Genomic DNA, 21,470 nt, shown 5'->3' with positions numbered 1-21,470 from the left:
TACGGATATCCGGTATATAAATGACCAGGGGGCTCTATCTCCCCAGAGCCCCCTTATACATAACGAAATGATTCTTCCTTGGGGTTTTTATGGCCTCGAGAGGGAGGTGAATGTCTATGGCTCTTTCGGGAATTCAGATCTTCAAAATGATGCCCAAGAAAAACTGCGGGGAATGTGGAGTTCCCACGTGTCTCGCCTTTGCCATGAACCTGGCAGCCGGAAAAGCTGAACTGGCCCAGTGCCCGTACGTTTCCGACGAAGCCAAAGAAAAGCTTGCATCAGCTTCTGCTCCTCCGATCAGAACGGTTCAGATCGGTGTCGGTGATAGTGCAGTCAAAACAGGTGGAGAGACGGTTCTTTTCCGCCATGAGAAAACCTTTAACAACCCCACAGCCCTGGGATGCCTCATTGCAACATCGGAAAGCGATGCATCAGTGGACGGCAAGCTTAAGGCTTTCAAGGAATTGAGATATGAGCGGGTCGGTCTTACGCTGAAACCCGATCTCATTGCAGTCAAGGACGCAGGCGATCCGACCAAGTTTGCAGCAATAGCGAAGAAAGCTTCGGATGCAGGCGCCGCTCTGGTGCTGATTTCCGATAATCTGGATGCGCTCAAAGCTGCTCTGGCTGAAGTCGGCAAGAATAAGCCTCTGGTTTATGCGGCTACTGCAGCCAATGTTGACGCCATTTCAGCACTCTGCAAAGAGTACGATGTTCCCGTCGCAATCAAAGCCTCAAAGGTGGGCGATCTGGCCACCATGAGTGCTTCGTTGATGGAAAAAGGTCATAAGGATATCGTCCTCGATTCCGGCTCCAGAGACTTGGCGGAATTGGTTCGGGACAACATTATGATCCGCAGATTGGCTCTGGAGAAACTGTACAGACCGCTCGGCTTCCCCACAATCGTTTTCCCGTGCGAAATGGCCGACAATCCGGTTGATGAAGCAATCATAGCTGGCACGTTCATTTCCAAGTACGGCGGCATTGCCATATTGAGCGATCTCAAAGGCGAACTGCTGTTCCCCTTGCTGCTCCAGCGCTTGAATATCTTCACCGATCCTCAGCGCCCCATGACGACCGAGCAGGGCATTTATCCCATCAACAACCCGGGAGAAGACTCTCCTGTGTTGATCACCAGCAATTTCTCCCTGACCTATTTTATCGTATCCGGAGAAGTGGAAGCCAGCAGAGTGCCTTCGTGGCTCCTGGTGCTCAATACGGATGGTCTTTCGGTTCTCACTGCATGGGCGGCAGGGAAGTTTGTTGCCGATCTTATCGGTCCATTCGTGAAGAAGTCCGGAATCGAAGAGAAGACCAAGACCAGAAAGCTCATTATTCCGGGCGCGGCTGCAATCATCAGCGGTGATCTGGAAGAAGAGCTTCAGGGATGGGGTGTAGCCATCGGTCCCAGAGAAGGTGCACACATCCCTGCTTATCTGCGTCAAAACTATGCCTGATCCGGATGTCCGGACCTGAGCTATTGTCACGGGGAAGAGATTTTTTCTTTTCCCCGTAGTCCTTCCAAGGAACACCCGGCAAAGATTTACGTTTCAAACTACCCTCAAAATGTGTTATTCGATCTTAATGATTTTGAGTGAATCGGAGTTAATCAGGAGGTACTGTCCATGATAAATGTGGTGGCTGAAAACATTAACATCATGTCCAAGTACACCGGCAATGCAATGAGGGAGAAGGACCCCAAGCCGATCCAGGAATGGGCGATCAAGCTTACCGAAAAAGGAGCTGATCTGCTGGATCTCAACCTGGGTCCGGCACGCAAGGGCGGTCCCGAAATGATGCAATGGCTGGTGCAAACCGTTCAGGAAGTCACGGATCTTCCTCTCTTCCTGGATACGACCAACAACGATGCCGTCGAGGCAGGGCTTCAGGTCTACAAGGTGAAGCAGGGAAGAGCGGTCATCAATTCCATTATGGCCACTCCCGAGCGCATGGCCCTACAAATGCCGCTGGTCACCAAGTACGACTGTGACATGGTTGGACTTATGTGGGGTCCTGATGGCATCCCCAGAGACGAAAACGAACGCGCGGTCCTCTTGGACAGCATGATGACTCAAGCAGCCGAACACGGAATCGAGCTCGAAAGAATCTGGTTCGACCCCATCGTGGTGCCGGTTTCTTCCCAGCAACAGGAACTGCAGGGCTGCACGACATTCATGCAGTGGTTGCCTGATCTTGCTCCGGGCTCAAAATCTACCTGCGGTCTGTCCAACGTTTCCAATGGATCTCCCGACGAACTCAGAGACATACTCAATCAGGTGTACCTCTGTATCCTCAAGAAATGCGGCATAACATCAGCGATTCTTGATGGCTTCGACGAAGCGATCGTCAAGATCGCTCACGATGAAGAAATGGAACTGGAAAACCTCGTGGGTCGCATTTTCGACGGTGAAGAAGTGGACACCGCTGGAATGAGCAAACGGGAAGTGGATTTCGTGAAAACAGCCAGACTGCTGTTCGGCAAATCCTTGTATTCTCATTCCTGGCTCGATCTCTAGACTAACATTTCATATTTCTGAAAAACAAAGGACGGAGAAGCTCTTATGACCGGAGCTTCCCCGTTTTTTACGTGAATTCGCTTTCAAGCAGTAACACTGGGGAAACCCTTCTTGTATACCGATTCTCGAAAGTAATCACGGATTGTGAAGAGCAGTTCCCAGCAATTGGTAGCGCCGGCCTCCGTGCCGGCGAACAATTCACCAAACAAAGCAATAAGTTATCGCCGACAGGGACGCCGGCGCTACTGATTCTTCCCATTGCAGGCATTGGATTCCGTCAAGACTTTCGATAACAGCTATAAGAAGTGTTTCCCCAAACCCCTTCCCAAGAACTTTTAGCATTGGGTTTAAATCATGGTTTTTTCATAGAAAAACCATGATTTAAACCAGTGTTAAAAGTTTTTTGGAGGAGTTTGAGGAACCTTTTTTGTAAAAAAGGTTCCTCAAGTGTTACTTCTTTGAAAGCGAATTGCATGAAATCTCAAGTACTTCCTCCCGCGAGTATTTGCCTGTCTTCAGCTTCCACGGTAATGACGAATGGAATCGTAAGAATTCGCCACATCGATCTGTTAAGCCCCTCTTGTTCCTGCATCCCCACTACATACCTGGGACTGTCGGGTCCTGCCGATTCCGAAAGCACTTCGGCCCAAAATACCTCGACACGAAATGCATTCGATTCAGGATTCTTTGCCCAGTTCGCAAACTCACTGTCTGCCCCGTTCGCAAGCTTCCAATCAACGGGTTCAGGCTGCGGATCCGTCAGTGTACCGGACTCGGAATTCTCGACGGCATAGCAAAATACCAGGTCCGAGCGGTACCTTCGGATACCGAACAATACTCGCGCCCATTCCGCGAAATATAGACCGACCATTATCAGACCGATAGCGAAAAGCACTTCAAAGACGTAATCAAACGCGTGCACTTTGAGAAATTCCATATATGGCATTTCAAAAGCGGGCCGTTGAAAATGGACGAGCCGTGAAAAACCGAGAACCAGAGGAAAAAAACTCAGTGGTAAGCACAGGAAGCCTCCAGGCCGTGCGACAAGGCCCCAGTTTTCCGGAAGGTTTTCTATCAGGGTTCCTTTTGTGCTTCCAAGTGTCTCGGCCGTAAAACGGATAGAAGGACGGGAAAGTCCATTGGATGCATTCAACAACTTACAGCCTTCTTCAAGGAGAGCGAAAAACATAGGAGGATTGACGCGACCTTTAACTGACAGGGCTTCGCCGGATCTTGAGAATTCTTTCTTCCGAAAAGGGAAAAAAGTGACTATGAGAACTAAATTTGCCAAAAGTGTCAGGCCGATAAGAGCATAGAGAGGTCGGGCTGCCGGGACAAGATACGTGACCGAAATCTGCAGGTAGCGCCTGAGCAATCCGGGAATAGCAGAGACGGCCTGAAAAACGAACGCGATGATCAAAGCCAATAGCAGAATCTTCAGGCAGGATTTGAGCATACGTCCGGTCAACTCGTACGAAATCGGGCTGATGCTCCTGGAGGATTTCCACACTCTACCCATAATGCGTGCAGACCAGGAAGATTGTCTCCAATATTGTGGAAATCCTGTACGGAGAGTCTCGGAGACCAAACCCGGATCAGCGAAATCAGGAGATTGCTGCGGTAATTGCCCGCTGCGCAAAACATCCCCTAACCCGGAGAAGAACCACATGATACCGATCAGTATGGCACAAAGCGAACTGATCGCGGAAATCAGGTCTCTGGCGATAAAGGAAAGCGATGCCAGGATCCGTTCCGAAACATCCGCCGGAAGAGATAGGGGAAAAAACGGCGCCAGTCTGCTCCATAACAGTTTCGCCTGGAAATATCCCATCCACGCAATGGAGATCCCGGCTAACACAAAGACAAGGCCCACGAATAATTTGCCATCAATCTTAATTTTGTCTTTTGCAAAGAATCGGCTCATAAGAATCTCACCTTTTCAACAGCCTACCATTCCCTCTGTTCTCGGACAAGGTTCATGTTGCGAACGGAAACACTTTGTGGTATGTAGGCGCCTGTTTTAGCGCAAGATCATCAATCATGGTGCCATGTTTCAGTTCTTCTCTACGCTCCCCCGGAAAGGAGTCGAACAGTGCTTATTGTCAGATTGTTTTTAATCGTGAGCACCGGCCTGATACTCAGCCTGTCGTTACCTTCCCTTTACGCACAAGAAAAGAAAAACGTCACCCCCCAAGTTGATTCAACAGCATCCCGACTCCTGGGAACATGGGAAATCTATCAGACCAAGGAACCGGGACAGCCTTATACAAGAGGATACAAGGGACGACCTTTCGTGCACAAGGGACCGAATGCTTTCACTCTTATTTTGGAATACCGCCAGGATGGAACATTCCGGCGCCTCACCAGAATCGGACAGGATGAAGCCGTCCAGGGCGGCACCTGGAAATTCGGCGGCAACGAGCTCCGGCATTTACGTAAAGGAGCCAGTGAAGAAGAAGTCATGTACGTGCGGTTCGACAATAAGGACCAATACACTTCCATAGAGGTCTACGAATCCACCAGCGATCCCGGGCTGTTCGCACAATTCCGAAGAGGCCAGGAATAGGAGATAATCCGGGAGAACTGCTTGCGATCAAATTTCAGCAGAACTCCCCATCCTCCGATAGACGCTAGCTTTGTCCCAATCTCTTCGTCCCTGCGGGGCGAATGGAAACAGCCCGGTAATTTATTGCCGGGGGCTCCCGTGAATCAGCCGTCCCTCTGGGACTCAAAAATCCTTTATAATTGCTCAGGCAACCGGCGATGAATCGCCGGTCTATTGTCGACTGTTCCTCCGGAACAAAAGACAAAATAGACTTATAATAAGTGCCGAAACTAATGCCTGATTCAGAAAAGAGTATTGGTGGGTGCCGGCCTCCGTGCCGGCACATCTTCAATATAATCAATGATATCAATAGAATGGACCGGCAGGGACGCCGGTCCCTACTAATATTTTGTACTGGAGCGTGGGATAAACGTCAGAATTTTTGGCAACACCTATAAAGCTACAACGAAACATAAAAATCCTGTGCAACCCCGCCCTAGGAATCTTCCTAACCGTCTGGCGATATCACTCCCCACGGGGATTTTTATAGGAATCGCTATATCTACGTTCCTGCCTGAAGAATCAGGATGGTTGCAGTCAGGCCGAAGATCACGTTTGCTCCCCATCCTGCCATTACGGGTGGAATGTACCCCCCATTGCCCAGAGCAATAAATATTGTGTGGACAACCCAATAGCTGAACGCGGTGAGAAGAGACAAACCAAGCCCAAGCGCAACACCGCCGCCCCGCGGGTTTACCTTCACCGCAAAAGGCACTCCAAGAGCAGCCATGATGAGACAAACCAGGGGAAACGCGAGCTTATCATGCCAATCCACCAGATAGCGGGTAGGCGATTGTCCCTCATCCATTAGCTTGTCGATATACTCACCGAGTTGGGTGAGGGTCATTTCTTTGGCTATCTTCTCCACCCGGTCAAAATTATCCGGTGGCTTCTGCAGAGAACTCCGCATTGAAGGGAGGCTTTCCACTTCGAACTTGCCTTCCGGTGTGCGACTGATCTTGTTGACTCCGTAGAGCATCCAGTGATCGTTCCACCATTTGGCTTTGTCAGCAAATATCCGCTCGGTCAGATGGTATTCCGGGTCCCAGCGAACAATGGAAACGTGTTCCAGGGTTCTGGCAGGTTTATCGAATTTCTTCACGAATGTTACGGAATCTTTGGAGCGTATCCATATCTGATCTTTCTTGAAAAGAGTGGTATCTGATTTTCCCGCAATTTCAACGTTCTGGATGTATTCGCTGTAAGAATTGGACCACGGAATCACGGTCTCATTGGCGAAGAACATGAGAATCGAGGCAATCACACCGATGACTGCTACCGGACGCGAAATACTGAGCGCATCGATTCCGTTGGCCTGCATCGCAATTATTTCCGAATTCCGTGCCATCATGAGCAAAGAAAGCATTCCTGCCATTAGAATCCCGAGAGGAATGGCAAAGTACAGATATCCGGGAAGCTTTACGAGGAAATACTTGAGCATGAGCCACCCGGAAGGATTGTGTTCAAAGTAATACTTGATCTTATCAGTAAGCTCTACCAGCAGAAATACGAGAATGAACCCGAAGACACAAAGTGTGAACACTTTGAGGAATTCACGTGTTATGTATTTGTCCAGGATGCGCACAGCAATGTTCTTTCAACTTGAGTTGTAGCAAATGTCAGAATTCTTGTCCGATTGCGAAAAGCGCTTCTCGAAAATCGGTGGGTGCCGTGCCTTCCTTCGTGCCGACACATTTTTCATAGTAAATCGACCAGTTCGGTCTGGCAGAGACACCGGACCCTACCGTTCCTCATTAAAGGAAGGGTGTTCAAAAGGTCAGAAATTATACCAACCGCTATGTAAGCACGGTCTGTCGGGAGACCGTCTTAGTCATTGATTCTGTCACGGACGTCTCACAGAACCAGGGTTTCTTAACGCGACAACGCCGCCCACCAGACGTTTTAAGTGCAAGCGTATTATTATAACGCCATTTCGTTTTCCATGCAGCTTGTTGCTCACCTGGCACGTCTCGCGTCGAGAATCCACGGGTTATCCAGAAGATATCGGGCAGTCCGGCGTATCCCTTCTTCTATCGAGATTTCAGGTCGGAATCCTGCAGAGCCCAACTTGGATACGTCAAGATGGACGAAGGGGCTGTCACCGATCCAACCTCTGATTCCGCCGGTGCATCGGAATGCAACGTTTTTCAGGCCCATTTCCTCGCACACGATATCCGCAAGTCTGAGAACATTCATGTATTCCGTGTGACCTAGATTGAGGACGTTCTTGGAGTCGCCGAAGCTTTCCAATGCCTGAAAGATCCCTTTCACTCCGTCTTGCACATGGAGATAGGACTTTTTCTGATTACCGTCACCAAGAATTTCGAGCTCGTGAGGATTTGCTCTGAGTTTATTTATGAAATCGAATACTACGCCATGTGAATATCGTTCACCGATCCACGAAACGAATCGGAAGATATGGCTCGTGATTCCGAAATATTCGCAGTACGCTTCTATGATGCCCTCTGCCGCGAGTTTGGATGCTCCGTACAGCGAAGTCTGCAACGGAGCGTAATCTTCCGGAGTCGGAAAAACATCGGGTTCGCCGTACACCGTAGCCGAACTCGTGAAAACAATACTTGTCGCACCGGTCTTCACCATTGCTTCCAAGACCCGGTGGGTACCAATGATATTCTGTTCCAGATCGATAGAGCGATCGGCTTTTCCTCCTCGCACGTCTGCATTGGCCGCGAGGTGAAACACGGTTTCAACGCCCTCCATTGCCGCAGATAGTCGCTCAACCTCCAGGATGTCTGCCTGAACACATTCCACCAATCCAGATTGCCTGCTTTTATCAAGATGTCTCAGGAATCCCGACGACAAATTGTCGTACACAACGACTTCATGGCCCCGAAGGACCAGCTCATCCACAATGTGGCTTCCGATAAATCCGGCACCACCCGTAACAAGGGTCTTCATACCTTTCCTCTCGATGCACAATCAAAACAGTAAGATCGCTGGGAACCTTTTTACAAAAAGGTTCCAGCGATCTTACTGTTTTGATTGTGTATTATCGGGTCCTTTCCGCGGCAGGCCTGCTGATTCTTCAAGGGTATCGATAATGTACAATGGTCTGTCACGCGTTTCTTCATAGGATCGTACGAGGTACTCTCCCAGGATACCCATTCCTGTAAGCACTATCCCCGACAGTTCCGTTATCAGCAGCCCGAGGGCAACAAAGGGCCATTTGTCTGAGAATCCTGTCAGAACCCCGAGAATTATCCACAGAAGAGCAAGAACCATCGCAATCACCGCCAGGCTCGCGCCGGTGAAGAGAAGTAAACGGACAGGTACGCGCGAAAAAGGTACAATGCCGTCTAATGCAATATCGAACGCTCCTGCAAAGCTGATTTGCGTTTTGCCCGAGTATCGAGGCTCACGTTCATAAGGGATTACCGTAGTTTTGAATCCGACTGCCGCAGTGAGGCCCCTCAGAAATCCATGCCGTTCTCGGAAAGTGGAGAGTTCCTTGACTACTCTTGCATCCAGTAAACGGTAATCGCCCGTGTCTCTCGGAACCGGGACCTCGGAGATCTTTTCCAGAATGCGGTAGAAAGCTTGAGCCGCCTTCAAATACAGAAAGTTCTCGCCTTTTCTTGAAGTGCGTTGCGCCAATACTACCTGGTACCCCTGCTTCCATTTCTGTATCATTTCGCCAATGAGTTCGGGTGGATCCTGGAGATCTGCATCAATGATCACGCAAGCGTCTCCTACGGCGTGATCCAGCCCTGCGATGAGAGAAAGAGGCTTTCCTATCCTCCGGGAAAAAGTGAGAAGCCGAATCGGATTCCCCTGGGCAATAAGGTCCATAATGACTTCGCGAGTCCGATCGGGGCTCGGGTCCAGGGCAAACACAATTTCCCACAGATAACCCAGAGGAGCCATGACTTGCCCTATTCTGTCCACGAGAGGCACTACATTCTTTTCTTCCCTGTAAAGGGGAATCACAATGCTTATAACAGGAGACTGCGGTTGAAATTTGGATGATTGCACTTCAGACATCTCACACTGCTTTGTGTAGATCGCATCCGATACTCGGATGGCTCTGAATCGTCGGTTGCTGCAAAAAAAGGAATCATACGATTCCCAAATCTGGACGCCCTGAGTTCGGCGCATTATACTACAAGAAGATTACGAGATTGTTTCTATAGCAAATAATGGCGTGTCTGTTCAACCAGAACCGAGGGTGCTATAGTATGTTCCATTGGCTTCCCTTTTGGGGATGTTTGCCGTATAATGCGGCAACTGGATTGATGGGGACGGCTTTTTCAGCCGCCTCTTAAATGCATATTACCGAATAAAAAACTCGGGGTTTATTGACTTCTACCCAGTGAGTGAAAGAGGGCAGATGAGGAACATTCAGATTGAAAGCATCAGCGATATCAAGAAAAAGGTGACGGTCGAGATTCCTGAAGAAGAAGTCCAGACTATGCTCGATAATCAGTACCGTGATCTGAAGAAGACGGTGCAAATCAAAGGGTTTCGGAAAGGCAAAGTGCCTCTGAATATTATCCGGAGCTATTTCAGGGATCAAGTACAAGCTGACACAGTTCGGAAGATTGTAGAAGATACTTTGCAGCCCGGTCTGGATGAGCAGAAGATTGTACCCATATCTGTCCTGAGTATCGACCCGGAGACAATTGAAGTGGGAAAACCCTTCAAATACACGGCTGAAATCGAAGTTCCACCGCCTCTGGAACCTGTGGGCTATAAGGGACTCAAGCTCAAGAACATCGTGCGTGAACTCAAAGAAAAGGACGTGAACGAACGACTGGAGAATCTCAGGGAGCGAAATGCAACATTGGCTCCCATTGCCGAAGATACAGGAGTAAAAACGGGCGACCAGGTCACCATAGATGTGGATGCCACTTCGGATGGTGAGGCGATCCCTGCCCTTTCCGTTACGGATTACCTCACAGAGATGGGTCGCAACTTTTACCTTCCGGATTTCGACAAATATTTTGAAGGCATGAAGGTTGACGAGACCCGAGAATTCACGGTGGATCTGCCGGAGGACTTTCAAAGGAAGAGTCTGGCAGGCAAGAAAGTTTCTTTCAGGGTTACCGTGAAAGAGGCAAAAGAGAGAAAAGTCCCGGAACTCGACGATGATTTCGCAAAAGATCTCGGGCTCGATTCTCTTGAAGTTTTGCTCAAAGAAGTCCGAGAAGACATAGAGAAAACAAACGAGAACCAATCGAAGAAAGAAGTGGAAGAGCAAATCGTCGATGCTCTTGTACAGGCGAACTCCTTTGAGGTTCCGGACACTATGGTCGAAAGCCAGATCGACAATCTTCTGAATCAGACGATGTACAACCTGGCAGCCCACGGATTGGATCCCAGGAAGATGCCTCCCCCTACAGAGGCACAACGAAATCAGATCCGACCGGCGGCAGAGCGCCATGTGCGTACGGGCTTGTTGTTGAAAGCCATTGCTGAAACGGAACAGATGACCGTCAGTGACGAGGAACTCGATGAAGGGATAAAAGAAAGGGCAGAGAACCTGGGAATGTCCGTAGACTACTTGCGGGATCAGCTTGATGCAAGCAAGGCCCTGGAAGATATGCGGTTCTCGTTACTTCAGGAGAAAGTATTTTCGTTCATCCGGGAGAATGCAGAAATAACAGAGGAAAAACTGCAGGAAACGGAAGCTGCTCAAACGGAAAATAAGGAAGAATAGCTCATGTTAGTACCTATTGTAGTTGAACAAACGAGTCGTGGTGAAAGGTCGTATGATATCTATTCCAGGCTGCTGAAAGAGAGGATAGTATTTCTGGGGACGGGAGTAGACGATTATGTTGCCAACTTGATTATAGCCCAGCTTCTCTTCCTGGAAAGCGAGGAGCCCGACAAAGACATCAACTTTTACATCAACTCGCCGGGCGGAATCGTGACATCAGGACTGGCCATATACGATACCATGCAGTACATTAAACCTGACATCCAGACGATCTGCATCGGTCAAGCGGCCAGCATGGGAGCCTTATTGCTTGCGGCTGGAACCCATGGCAAGCGTTATGCGCTGCCTCATGCACGGATATTGATCCATCAGCCCATGGGCGGATTTCAGGGACAGGCAACGGATATCGAGATACATGCCAGAGAGATTCTTCGGATGCGGAGCGAACTCAACGATATCCTGGTTAAACACACCGGACAACCTAGGGAGAGAATCGAAGCGGATACGGAGAGAGACTATTTCATGAGCGGACAAGAGGCAGCGACATACGGAATTGTAGATCATGTAATAACTCAACGAGAGTTGTCGGGAGTCTAGTTAGCATCCAACTGAGGCAGCGTTTTACTGTTGCATTCGGGGATGAAGAAAATTCAGCGGTTGCCTGCGAAGACCGAGGTCCAAGGAGGAATTCATGGCGGGCAGAAAAGGTAATTTTTCTTCTCTTTATTGTTCATTCTGCGGCAAGAGCCAGGATGAGGTTCGCAAACTCATTGCCGGGCCGACAGTGTACATTTGTGATGAGTGTATTGAGTTGTGTAATGAAATTATTGCCGAAGAATACGAAAAAGAAGAACTTGGCCGTGCACGCTCGAAAGTACCCACTCCATCGGAGATCAAACGGGCACTTGACGAGTACGTGATCGGGCAAGAATTGGCAAAAAAGATTTTATCCGTGGCGGTCCACAATCATTACAAGAGAATCGAATCCAAGCCGGATCTTGATGGTGTCGAACTGCAGAAAAGCAATATTCTCTTGGTCGGACCTACCGGGTCCGGAAAAACTCTGCTGGCTCAGACGCTGGCACGCATTCTTAACGTACCGTTCGCAATTGCAGACGCCACCACTCTGACAGAGGCCGGATACGTCGGCGAGGATGTTGAAAACATTATCCTGACACTGCTGCAAAACGCGGATTATGACATCTCCCGAGCATGCCGCGGTATTGTGTACATTGATGAGATTGACAAGATTTCCCGAAAAACTGAAAACCCGTCCATAACACGCGATGTTTCCGGGGAAGGCGTGCAACAGGCCTTGCTCAAAATCGTTGAAGGCACGATGGCGAACGTCCCGCCAAAAGGTGGGCGTAAACATCCGCAACAGGAATTCCTTCAGGTGGACACTACGAACATCCTGTTCATCTGTGGTGGAGCTTTCGTGGGACTCGACAAAGTGATTCATCATCGAATCAACATGAAGTCCATGGGATTTAACGCTCAGATCGGAGGTCCAACCACTGACGTATCGTCGAATATTCTTGAAATGGCTCAGCCCGAGGACCTGATCCATTACGGATTGATTCCCGAATTCGTCGGCAGATTGCCCGTGGTGGCGACGCTTCATGAATTGGATGAGGAAGCGCTCATTCGGATCTTACTCGAACCCAAGAATGCTCTCGTCAAACAGTACAAGAAACTTTTCGGATTCGAGCACGTGAAGCTGAGATTCACGGATGAAGCACTGAGAGCTGTTGCAAGTGAAGCACTCCAGAGAAAGACCGGAGCGCGAGGATTGCGTTCGATTCTCGAAGAATCGATGCTTGATATTATGTATGAACTCCCAGAATATAAAAACCTCCAGGAAGTGATCGTCAACGAAGAAGTTATTTATAATCACGAACAGTGCATTCTGGTATTCGAGAAAGAAGCTGGGTCCGCTTCCTGATCCTGAATTGTTCTCTTCTTCGCGTCCGGAATGCCCGGGCAATTCCACCTAATCTAAACCACATGAGGCGAGGTCCGTCTATTTTGGGGACGGGACTCGTCTCCCCAGACCCATTATACGAGGAACTCCCATGCTCTTTGCAAAAAAGGAGGATAATCCTTCCAGTCCTGTTTTCCTGCCTCTTCTCCCGTTAAGGGATATAGTCGTGTTCCCCCATATGGTGGTTCCCTTGTTCGTGGGAAGAGATCGATCGATAAAAGCTCTGGAATCCGCCATGAAATCAGACAAGCTGATTTTCCTGGCTTCCCAAATGAATGCTCAGCAGACCAATCCTCAGGAAGAGGATATCTTCACTATTGGAACCGTCGGCCAAATTATTCAAATGCTCAAGCTCCCGGACAACACCATTAAAGTGTTTGTAGAAGGCCGGCGAAGAGGAGCAATCAGAAAATTTATAGATCACGACCTGTTCTTTAAAGTTGAAGTCGAGATTCTCGTGGATCAGATGCCTGAAAAAGAAATCGAGCTTCAGGCGCTGGTTCGAGGATTAAAAGGAGTGTTCGAGAGCTATCTCACCCATAACAAGAAAATACCCCAGGAATTTGTGTCATCCGTTCGAGGTATGACGGACCCGGCTCGCCTTGCCGATACCATAGCCGGACAATTAAACCTCAAGATTGAGGACAAGCAGCGATTACTGGAACTCTCATCGTTGACCGCGCGTATTGAACGAGTGCTGGAGCTGATGCAGAGTGAGATCGAAATCGCGGAAATCGAGAAGAAGATCCGAGATCGCGTCAAGAAGCAGATGGAGAAGAGCCAGAAAGAATATTACCTTAGCGAGCAAATGCGGGCTATTCAGAAAGAGATGGGCGAAAAGGACGACTTTAAGAATGAAATCGCCGATCTCGAAGAGCAATTGGCCAAGAAGAATCTGCCGCCTGAAGCGGAGACCAAGGTCCGAAAAGAGATTCGCAAGCTCAAACTGATGTCGCCCATGTCTGCTGAAGCGACGGTTGTGAGAAACTATATCGACTGGTTTCTTGTTCTCCCGTGGACGACCAAATCCGAATCGGATCTCAATATCGACCAGGCTCAGCAGATTCTGGATGAGGATCATTACGGGCTCAAAGAAGTCAAGCAGCGAATCATCGAATATCTCGCAGTACAGAAACTCGTGACGAGGTCGAGAGGACCGATCCTCTGCCTTGTTGGACCTCCCGGTGTGGGCAAGACATCCCTTGCTCGATCCGTCGCACGGGCAACGGGGAGGGAATTCGTACGCATTTCTTTGGGAGGCGTACGCGACGAAGCCGAGATACGCGGCCACAGGCGAACTTACATTGGCGCATTACCCGGAAAAATCATACAAAGTATGAAGAAGGTCCAAACGGTTAATCCGGTGATGCTCTTGGATGAAGTGGACAAGATGAGCATGGATTTCCGAGGAGATCCCTCTGCTGCATTATTGGAAGTCCTGGACCCGGAACAGAATCATACGTTCAACGATCATTATCTTGATGTAGATTACGATCTTTCACAGGTAATGTTCATTACAACGGCGAACACACTGCACGGCATCCCTGCTCCCCTTCAGGATAGAATGGAGATTATCCGCCTCCCCGGTTACACCGAGCTGGAAAAGCTCAAAATAGCCGAAAGATTCCTTGTTCCCAAACAGATGGAGGCAAACGGACTTTCGGACGATTACATTGCGTTTTCGAGGAAAGCGATCCTGAGAGTGATTCGTCGGTATACGAGAGAAGCCGGAGTCCGAAACCTGGAACGCCAGTTCTCGAAAATCTGCAGAAAAGTGGCAAAAGACGTCGTGGGCGGCACACTCAACGGACGCATTGAGATAGAGGCCCGCCAGGTTGGCCGATTTCTCGGCGTTCCCAAGTTCCGATACGGCAAAAGGGAAGAAAGCGAAAAGGTCGGCATTGCAACAGGATTGGCCTGGACCGAAGTTGGCGGTGAACTGCTGATTGTTGAAGTGGCCACAATGCCCGGATCGGGGAAGCTCACCGTGACTGGAAAACTCGGCGAAGTCATGCAGGAATCCGCACAAGCTGCGATGAGCTACGTGCGATCGAGAGCCTGGGGACTGGGCCTGAAGACTGACTTCTACAACAAAGTCGATATCCACATCCACGTTCCTGAAGGAGCCACCCCGAAAGACGGCCCTTCTGCAGGAATAACCATGACCTCGGCGATTATTTCCGCACTCACCAAGAAACCGTTTCCTAACGATCTCGCGATGACCGGTGAGATCACTCTTCGCGGTCAGGTGCTCCCTATCGGAGGATTGAAAGAAAAGCTCCTGGCAGCCAAAAGAGGCCTTATCGAGCGTGTAATAATTCCCCGGGAGAATGAAAAGGACCTCAAAGAAGTGGCACACGGTATACGGAAAGGCCTCAAAATCATACCTGTAGACCACATGGATGAGGTTCTGCAGATTGTTTTTGCTGATTTGGATCAGGCGGTATTCACCCAAAATCCGACTGCTGCTGTGGAAGAAAGCGTTCAGTTGAAGCAATAGACTCTCCCGGTACGGGATCGGGTAACCAGAAAAGACACATCGGCGAAAGACTTCCGAGTGCAAGTTTTTCGCCGAACCCTCCCCCCAGAGACCCTTAGAATCGCACAAATCGCTTCCTGTGGCCGCTCCGGTCGTACGAGTTCACAATCAAAGAAAAAGATCCGTGGCAATTCTCATAGGTGCTAGAATGAGATTCGTGCGTAGGATGCCGGTGAGCGAAGCGAACCGCATCGGTCGCGAAAGATCGCGACTTCAAGCATGACACAACTTTGAACACATGGATGGGCCAGGGCATGGGGCTCATCTTCGACGCAGATTATAGTCATTGCCAAAATAAATGACCGAAACTCAGTGCAGATGTTAGTCGAAAAATCCCCCCAACCCCCATGGACGTTAAAATAAGAATACGGCGTAAGATGTGATGATCAAAGCGAACCGCGTCTTTTTGAGAGTCGCTGAATGACTGTCATTGCGAGCGAAGCGAAGCAATCGCCTGAAATTAAGCGCTGAACCCCAGGCGATTGCCACGCCGGTGCGCTCCTCGCAATGACAGTTATCTGTTTCTTTGATGGCTTATGCCCCTAACTCCCCTTTATTAAGGGGGAATTGCGGGCGCTTCTTCACCCCTCTTCTGTAAAGGGGGGGAGGGGGGATTTTTCCCGCGAATAACTGAGTGCATACGGATTCATGTGCATTTGGCTTGACTCGCAATCGGGAAAGGAAGAATATCGGTCTGGAGCTTGAGATTGCCAGATATCTCGAGTGGATGCTCGTTTTCACGTCGTCGCATAGACATTACTCACTCAATACGTTGTCCCCTGAATCGCTAAATTTGTTCTTTTCTCCGAACCTGCACTCGTGCAGGTCGAAGATTCTGTTGCAAAGGATGTCCATATGCTGAACCGTGCCGAGAACTACGAAAGAACGTACGAATCCTTCCAATGGCGTATTCCCGATCGTTACAATATTGCAGTGGATATTTGTGACAAATGGGCCGATCGGCCGGATCGAACGGCACTCATTTACGAAGACACAGCCGGATCGGTAAGGGCGTTCACATTTCGCGAACTGAAGGGATTCTCCGACAAGCTGGCAAATGCTCTGAAAGCAAAAGGAATTTCACGGGGAGATCGTGTAGGTATACTCCTGGGACAGTGCCCCGAGACTGCCGTGAGTCACCTTGCAGTCTACAAGTTAGGAGGAATAGCCATTCCTCTGTTCACGTTATTCGGAACCGACGCTCTCGAATATCGATTGTCCAACAGCGCTGCTTCAGCTTTGATCACGGATGAAGTCAATTTGTCAAAAATCCTGGATATCCGGGACAAGCTCCCGAATCTGAAGCTCATTGTCGTGACTTCCGGTGATACGGGAGGAGTCGCACACGATTTCTGGGATCTGCTGGAACAAGGTTCGGATCGGTTCGAAGCCAAACCGACCGGGCCTAATGATCCTGCTCTTATCATATACACTTCCGGTACTACCGGCCCTCCCAAAGGAGCTCTTCATGCACACAGGGTCGTTCTGGGACATCTTCCGGGAGTGGAGTTTCCTCATAATTTCTTTCCCCAGGAACGCGACCTGTTCTGGACACCTGCGGATTGGGCATGGATCGGCGGACTCATAGACGTGCTCTTTCCCAGTTGGCATCATGGAATTCCCGTGGTGGCGCATCGGGCAAGAAAATTCGACCCCGAGCATGCATTCCATTTTATCGCCAAACACGGTATTCGGAATGCATTCATGCCACCTACAGCACTCAAGCTCATGCGACAGGTGAAAGATCCCTGGGGTGGCAAACAGTTTCGTATGCGTTCAATCGGCAGTGGAGGCGAGACCCTCGGTGCCGAATTGCTGGATTGGGGCAAAGAGGTGATGGGCCTCACGATCAATGAGTTCTACGGTCAGACGGAAGTGAATCTCACTCTCGGGAATTGCAGCGAAATAATGGAGATTGTCCCGGGTTCAATGGGCCGTCCTATCCCGGGTCACCGCGTTGAAGTAGTTGACGAATCCGGGACTCCGGTTCCGGCGGGAACATCGGGTGAGATTGCGGTGCAAAGACCCGACCCGGTCATGTTTTTGGAATACTGGAATAATCCCGCTGCAACCAAAGACAAATACGCAGGTGATTGGTGCCTTACCGGCGATCTGGCTCGAAAAGACGAGCGAGGCTACTTCTGGTTTGTGGGTCGTAAGGACGACATCATCACGAGCGCAGGGTACAGAATAGGACCCGCGGAAATAGAGGATTGTCTCCTAAAACATCCATCAGTAGGAATGGCAGCGGTGGTAGGGAGCCCGGATGCGGTCCGTACCGAAATCGTGAAGGCTTTCATTGTTCTGAAGCAGGGGACGTCTCCGGATATTGCTTTGGAAAACGATATCAAGAACTTCGTCAAAACCCGGCTGGCTGCCCATGAGTTCCCCAGAGAGATCGAATTCGTAGACGAACTCCCCATGACAGCAACCGGCAAGATTATACGAAAAGAGCTAAAGAGACGGGAGATCGAACGGAAATCCAAACAGCAGTAACTGTGGTATGGAGCCAGGAGTTTTCATGAAGGCAATGATTCTGGAAAAAACGGGGCCCATAGAAGCCTCGCCTCTCAGATTGTCTGAAATACCAATTCCTGAACCAGGTCAGGGAGAGATACGCATCAAAGTCTCTGCGTGCGGTGTCTGTCACACGGATCTTCATACAGTAGAAGGTGACCTGGAAATCCGGAAACTCCCTGTGATCCCGGGACATCAAATCGTGGGCACAGTCGACAAAACCGGGCCGGAATCCGAAATACACCAGATCGGAGACCGCGTCGGCGTAACGTGGTTTTTCTCCGGTTGCGGAGCATGCTCCTTCTGTCTCGAGGGCCGGGAAAACCTCTGTAGTTCGGCACAATTTACCGGATACCATGCTAACGGCGGGTACGCAGAGTACATGACAGTGCCGGAGGGATCTGCATTTCCCATTCCGTCGGTATTCTCAGATGCAGATGCCGCGCCACTGCTGTGCGGCGGAGTGATCGGTTATCGCGCACTAAGACTGAGTGAGATCCAACCCGGAGGCAATCTCGGCCTGTACGGGTTCGGGAATTCCGCCCATGTGGTGATTCAGGTGGCCGTCAAGTTGGGCTGTCGCGTGCACGTGTTCACTCGCGGAGAAAAACATCGGCAACTGGCTCGAGAATTGGGAGCAGTATGGGTCGGAGCTCCGGATGAGTTGTCTCCAACCTTGCTGCAAGCCTCGATTATTTTTGCTCCCGCGGGTCCTCTTGTCCCCGTTGCGCTACGAACATTGGAAAAGGGTGGCACCCTCGTTCTTGCGGGAATCACCATGACTCCAATTCCCGAAATGGATTACAGCCTCATCTATTGGGAACGTACTGTCAAAAGCGTGGCGAACACCACTCGAAGCGACGCACGAGAACTCCTTCGGATTGCAGCGGAGATCCCTATCCGCACGGTGGTCCAGGAATTCTCCTTGGAAAGGGCAAACGAAGTGCTTCTTATGATGAAGAACAGCGAATTGAAAGCCGGTGCGATCCTGACTCCAGCTTGAATTCGCCACTTGAGGGATAATCGAAGAAAACAGGCCTCAGCGATAACTCACGAGAGCGCGAAATGTTCTCCACCGAAAGCGCATTGGACGATTAACCTTTTCTCTCGGTGCCGAACGCTAACCGCGCAGAGGACAGTACAACGAGAACTGAACCGACGTTGTGAACGATTGCCCCCATGATCGGGGACAGAAGCCCCCATCCACTCGCCAGAACCGCCACGGCATTGAACAGTAATCCGAAAGCTATATTCCATTTGATCGTTGAGAGTGTTCTTCTGCCCAGAGTGATGAGGAACGGAATCTTAGAAATATCGTCATTCATGAGAGCGACATCGGCGGTTTCCAAAGCCACGTCCGTACCGGCAGCTCCCATGGCGACACCCACATTTGCAGTGGCTAGGGCAGGAGCGTCATTGATGCCATCACCCACAAAAATCACAGTCTTTCCGGAAGCCTGGAAGTCCCTGATAACTTGTAGCTTATCCTGGGGCTTCTGGTTTGACCATGCCTCGGTCAAACCCACCTCATCCGCCACGCGACGGGCCGATTTCTCGTGATCGCCCGAAACCATGCCCACACATTCAATATGCAACCTCTTTAAAGAGCAAACGGTATTCTGGGCAGCGGGTCGGACGGGATCAGAGACCGCCAGAACACCGAGTGCCCGCCGATTCTCGTATACGACTAATGGAGTCACCCCGTTTTCTCTAAAATCTTCCACATGTTGGCGCAGCAGAAGAGGCAGGTTCAAGCTGCCGCCTCCAAGGTACGCGCTTCCCACTTCGATGATTCTGCCGTTTACGCAGGCCCTTACGCCCAATCCGATATCCGCTACCATGTCTTCGGCTTTGGCGAATGTCACTTTAGCGTAGTGAGCTGCCTTCAGCACTGCCCGTGCAAGAGGATGCGTACAGTTTTGCTCGACAGAAGCCGCAAAAGCCAAGACATCCTTCATGTCTATGCCTTCAACGGAGACAATCGTGTTGATCCGGGGTTCACCTCTGGTCAGGGTTCCCGTTTTGTCAAAAAGAACTACATTTGCACGTCCCGCTTCTTCCAGAAATCGTCCGCCCTTCACCAGGACGCCTGATTTGGCCGCGCGGCCGATTGCTGCGACAATGGCAGTGGGAGTGGCAAGGATAAGTGCACAGGGGCACCCGACGATCAAAACCGTGATGGCTCGGGCCGAATCTCCTGTTATCCACCAGGCCAATCCAGCGCAGATCAGTATTGTCGGTGTGAACCACGTCGCGTATCGATCGATCACTTTTACAGACCGCGGTTTATAGTCTTCGGCTGTTGAAACAAGCTTGATAACCTTTCCCAAGGTGCTGTCTTCACCAACCGATTTAGCCTGAATCTCAATGACGCCTGTCTGATTCAACGTACCGGCAAAGACCATGTCCTTCACGGTTTTCTCTTGAGGAAGGGGTTCCCCGGTCATAGGAGACTCGTCCACAGTGGTGGCGCCGTTCTCGATTATTCCATCCACAGGTATTCGGTCACCCGGCTTTACGAGAAGGATGTCTCCAACGTTTACGTCTGCCACAGATACGGTTCGCATCCCACCGTCCGCAAGAATAGTTGCCGTTTCCGGATGAATGTTGATGAGGGAACGGATGGCATTATGAGCAGCGCCCGTCGTCACCTGCTCGATGAGAGAGCCAAGCATCATGACGAAACTCACTACCACGGCCGTTAAGAGTTCACCCTGCATGAGGCTGGCAATAATCGCAAGACTTACCAGTTCGTCCACGTTAACCTTACGGCCGAACAAACCCTTAAATGCGTTCCATACGATGGGAAACCCATTTACGGCAAGGGAAGCCAAGATGAGTATTTGTCCGAAGTCCGTTTCTGCACCACGCGTCTCGTTCCACAGATAGCCGGCGAGACCCAGAGTTCCTCCTGCGGCAACCCGGTACATCTCACGCGATCGTGCCAATTCACGATACACTCCGAGATGAGCAAAGCGTCCTATCATATCCAATCCTCGTTTTATTTTGTAAATTTCAGAAAGATATCGATGGCCTGCCGAATCAACTCGTCTTCATTGGTTCGGTTCCGTATGGCATCTGAAACACAGCCTTTCAGATGGTCTTCAAGAATCATCATACCTATGGACCGTAATGCACCCGACGCTGCGGCAACCTGTTTGAGGACTTCAAAGCAATCACGATCCTCCTGGACCATTTTTTTGAGTCCTCTGATTTGCCCTTCAACGCGGTTGATTCTGTCTGCGAGTTTCTTGTGATCGTCTCCGCAAAGTGCCATTCTGGAGCCTTTCTGAATACATATACTCTGTATATGTATCTACCAACGGTAGTCCCTTGTCAAGAAGTTTTGTGCAAAGATTGTAATCGTTCAATTACGTGCGGGCAGTACGGAATCGGCGCCCTCGAAGGGTGGCCCAATAGTAGCCACGGGTGTAAGAAAGTGTCTTAAAAGTCGAAATTTACCCATATCGTGGCACGAAGTTCTGGTCGTCCTGCTGGGCTGATTGTAGGGGCGGGCCTCGTGTCCGCCCAAATAAGGGTAGGCACTAGGCCTACCCCTATGAAGATGGAGAATCGTGGCACGATTTGTTGTGCATTCGAGAATTTTGAGACAGTCTCGTAAACCCGTGGAC

15 protein-coding genes are annotated in these 21,470 nt (G+C 50.1%); 9 read left to right on the top strand and 6 right to left on the bottom strand.

Going from position 1 to position 21,470, the window contains the following annotated elements; genetic code table 11:
* Positions 1 to 116 precede the first annotated feature (116 nt).
* Together acsC and DESTI_RS01150 are read left to right on the top strand one after the other, a co-directional pair.
* Positions 117 to 1,457, top strand: coding sequence for an acetyl-CoA decarbonylase/synthase complex subunit gamma (gene acsC, locus DESTI_RS01155; RefSeq protein WP_014808135.1), 1,341 nt, complete (start codon positions 117 to 119; stop codon positions 1,455 to 1,457).
* Positions 1,458 to 1,625: 168 nt separating this feature from the next.
* A complete protein-coding gene (locus tag DESTI_RS01150) occupies positions 1,626 to 2,516 on the top strand; it encodes a dihydropteroate synthase (protein ID WP_014808134.1) in 891 nt (296 codons plus the stop codon).
* Positions 2,517 to 2,997: 481 nt separating this feature from the next.
* Here DESTI_RS01150 and DESTI_RS01145 read toward each other — a convergent pair whose 3' ends face one another.
* Positions 2,998 to 4,440 carry a hypothetical protein gene (locus DESTI_RS01145; protein WP_014808133.1) on the bottom strand — a complete coding sequence of 481 codons (1,443 nt, stop codon included), beginning with the start codon at positions 4,438 to 4,440 and terminating at the stop codon, positions 2,998 to 3,000.
* Positions 4,441 to 4,608: 168 nt separating this feature from the next.
* On the opposite strand from DESTI_RS01145, the gene DESTI_RS01140 reads away from it, so the two are divergent.
* Positions 4,609 to 5,082 carry a hypothetical protein gene (locus DESTI_RS01140; RefSeq protein ID WP_014808132.1) on the top strand — a complete coding sequence of 158 codons (474 nt, stop codon included), beginning with the start codon at positions 4,609 to 4,611 and terminating at the stop codon, positions 5,080 to 5,082.
* A gap of 541 nt (positions 5,083 to 5,623) precedes the next feature.
* Here the strand turns inward: DESTI_RS01140 and lptG are convergent.
* The 3 genes from lptG to DESTI_RS01125 form a co-directional block, all read right to left on the bottom strand.
* Entirely contained in the window at positions 5,624 to 6,706 is a 1,083-nt protein-coding gene (lptG, locus tag DESTI_RS01135) for an LPS export ABC transporter permease LptG (protein ID WP_014808131.1), read from the bottom strand.
* Between the two features lie 371 nt (positions 6,707 to 7,077).
* On the bottom strand, positions 7,078 to 8,040 hold the full coding sequence (locus DESTI_RS01130) for an NAD-dependent epimerase/dehydratase family protein (RefSeq protein ID WP_014808130.1): 963 nt from the start codon (positions 8,038 to 8,040) through the stop codon (positions 7,078 to 7,080).
* A gap of 72 nt (positions 8,041 to 8,112) precedes the next feature.
* Complete coding sequence (locus DESTI_RS01125) at positions 8,113 to 9,123, bottom strand: glycosyltransferase family 2 protein (protein ID WP_014808129.1); 1,011 nt, start codon at positions 9,121 to 9,123, stop codon at positions 8,113 to 8,115.
* A gap of 346 nt (positions 9,124 to 9,469) precedes the next feature.
* Here DESTI_RS01125 and tig point away from each other — a divergent pair, with 346 nt between their 5' ends.
* The 6 genes from tig (at position 9,470) to DESTI_RS01095 (ending at position 18,841) form a co-directional block, all read left to right on the top strand.
* Positions 9,470 to 10,798: a trigger factor gene (gene tig, locus DESTI_RS01120; RefSeq protein WP_014808128.1), complete on the top strand. Its 1,329-nt coding sequence runs from the start codon at positions 9,470 to 9,472 to the stop codon at positions 10,796 to 10,798.
* Between the two features lie 3 nt (positions 10,799 to 10,801).
* Positions 10,802 to 11,395, top strand: a complete 594-nt coding sequence (clpP, locus tag DESTI_RS01115) for an ATP-dependent Clp endopeptidase proteolytic subunit ClpP (protein ID WP_014808127.1) — start codon at positions 10,802 to 10,804, stop codon at positions 11,393 to 11,395.
* A 94-nt stretch (positions 11,396 to 11,489) separates the two neighbouring features.
* On the top strand, positions 11,490 to 12,743 hold the full coding sequence (gene clpX, locus DESTI_RS01110; protein ID WP_014808126.1) for an ATP-dependent Clp protease ATP-binding subunit ClpX: 1,254 nt from the start codon (positions 11,490 to 11,492) through the stop codon (positions 12,741 to 12,743).
* A 130-nt stretch (positions 12,744 to 12,873) separates the two neighbouring features.
* Positions 12,874 to 15,282 carry an endopeptidase La gene (lon, locus tag DESTI_RS01105; protein ID WP_014808125.1) on the top strand — a complete coding sequence of 803 codons (2,409 nt, stop codon included), beginning with the start codon at positions 12,874 to 12,876 and terminating at the stop codon, positions 15,280 to 15,282.
* Positions 15,283 to 16,176: 894 nt separating this feature from the next.
* Positions 16,177 to 17,817 carry an acyl-CoA synthetase gene (locus DESTI_RS01100; RefSeq protein ID WP_014808124.1) on the top strand — a complete coding sequence of 547 codons (1,641 nt, stop codon included), beginning with the start codon at positions 16,177 to 16,179 and terminating at the stop codon, positions 17,815 to 17,817.
* Positions 17,818 to 17,842: 25 nt separating this feature from the next.
* Entirely contained in the window at positions 17,843 to 18,841 is a 999-nt protein-coding gene (locus DESTI_RS01095; RefSeq protein WP_014808123.1) for a zinc-dependent alcohol dehydrogenase family protein, read from the top strand.
* Positions 18,842 to 18,932: 91 nt separating this feature from the next.
* Here DESTI_RS01095 and DESTI_RS01090 read toward each other — a convergent pair whose 3' ends face one another.
* On the bottom strand, positions 18,933 to 20,825 hold the full coding sequence (locus DESTI_RS01090) for a heavy metal translocating P-type ATPase (protein ID WP_014808122.1): 1,893 nt from the start codon (positions 20,823 to 20,825) through the stop codon (positions 18,933 to 18,935).
* Positions 20,826 to 20,839: 14 nt separating this feature from the next.
* Positions 20,840 to 21,115: a metal-sensitive transcriptional regulator gene (locus tag DESTI_RS01085; RefSeq protein WP_014808121.1), complete on the bottom strand. Its 276-nt coding sequence runs from the start codon at positions 21,113 to 21,115 to the stop codon at positions 20,840 to 20,842.
* Between the last annotated feature and the right edge of the window lie 355 nt (positions 21,116 to 21,470).

The sequence above is a fragment of the Desulfomonile tiedjei DSM 6799 genome, assembly GCF_000266945.1.
GTDB classification, from domain to species: Bacteria; Desulfobacterota; Desulfomonilia; order Desulfomonilales; family Desulfomonilaceae; genus Desulfomonile; species Desulfomonile tiedjei.
Note: the sequence above shows the minus strand (reverse complement) of the source record. Positions and strands in the feature narration are given on the sequence as shown.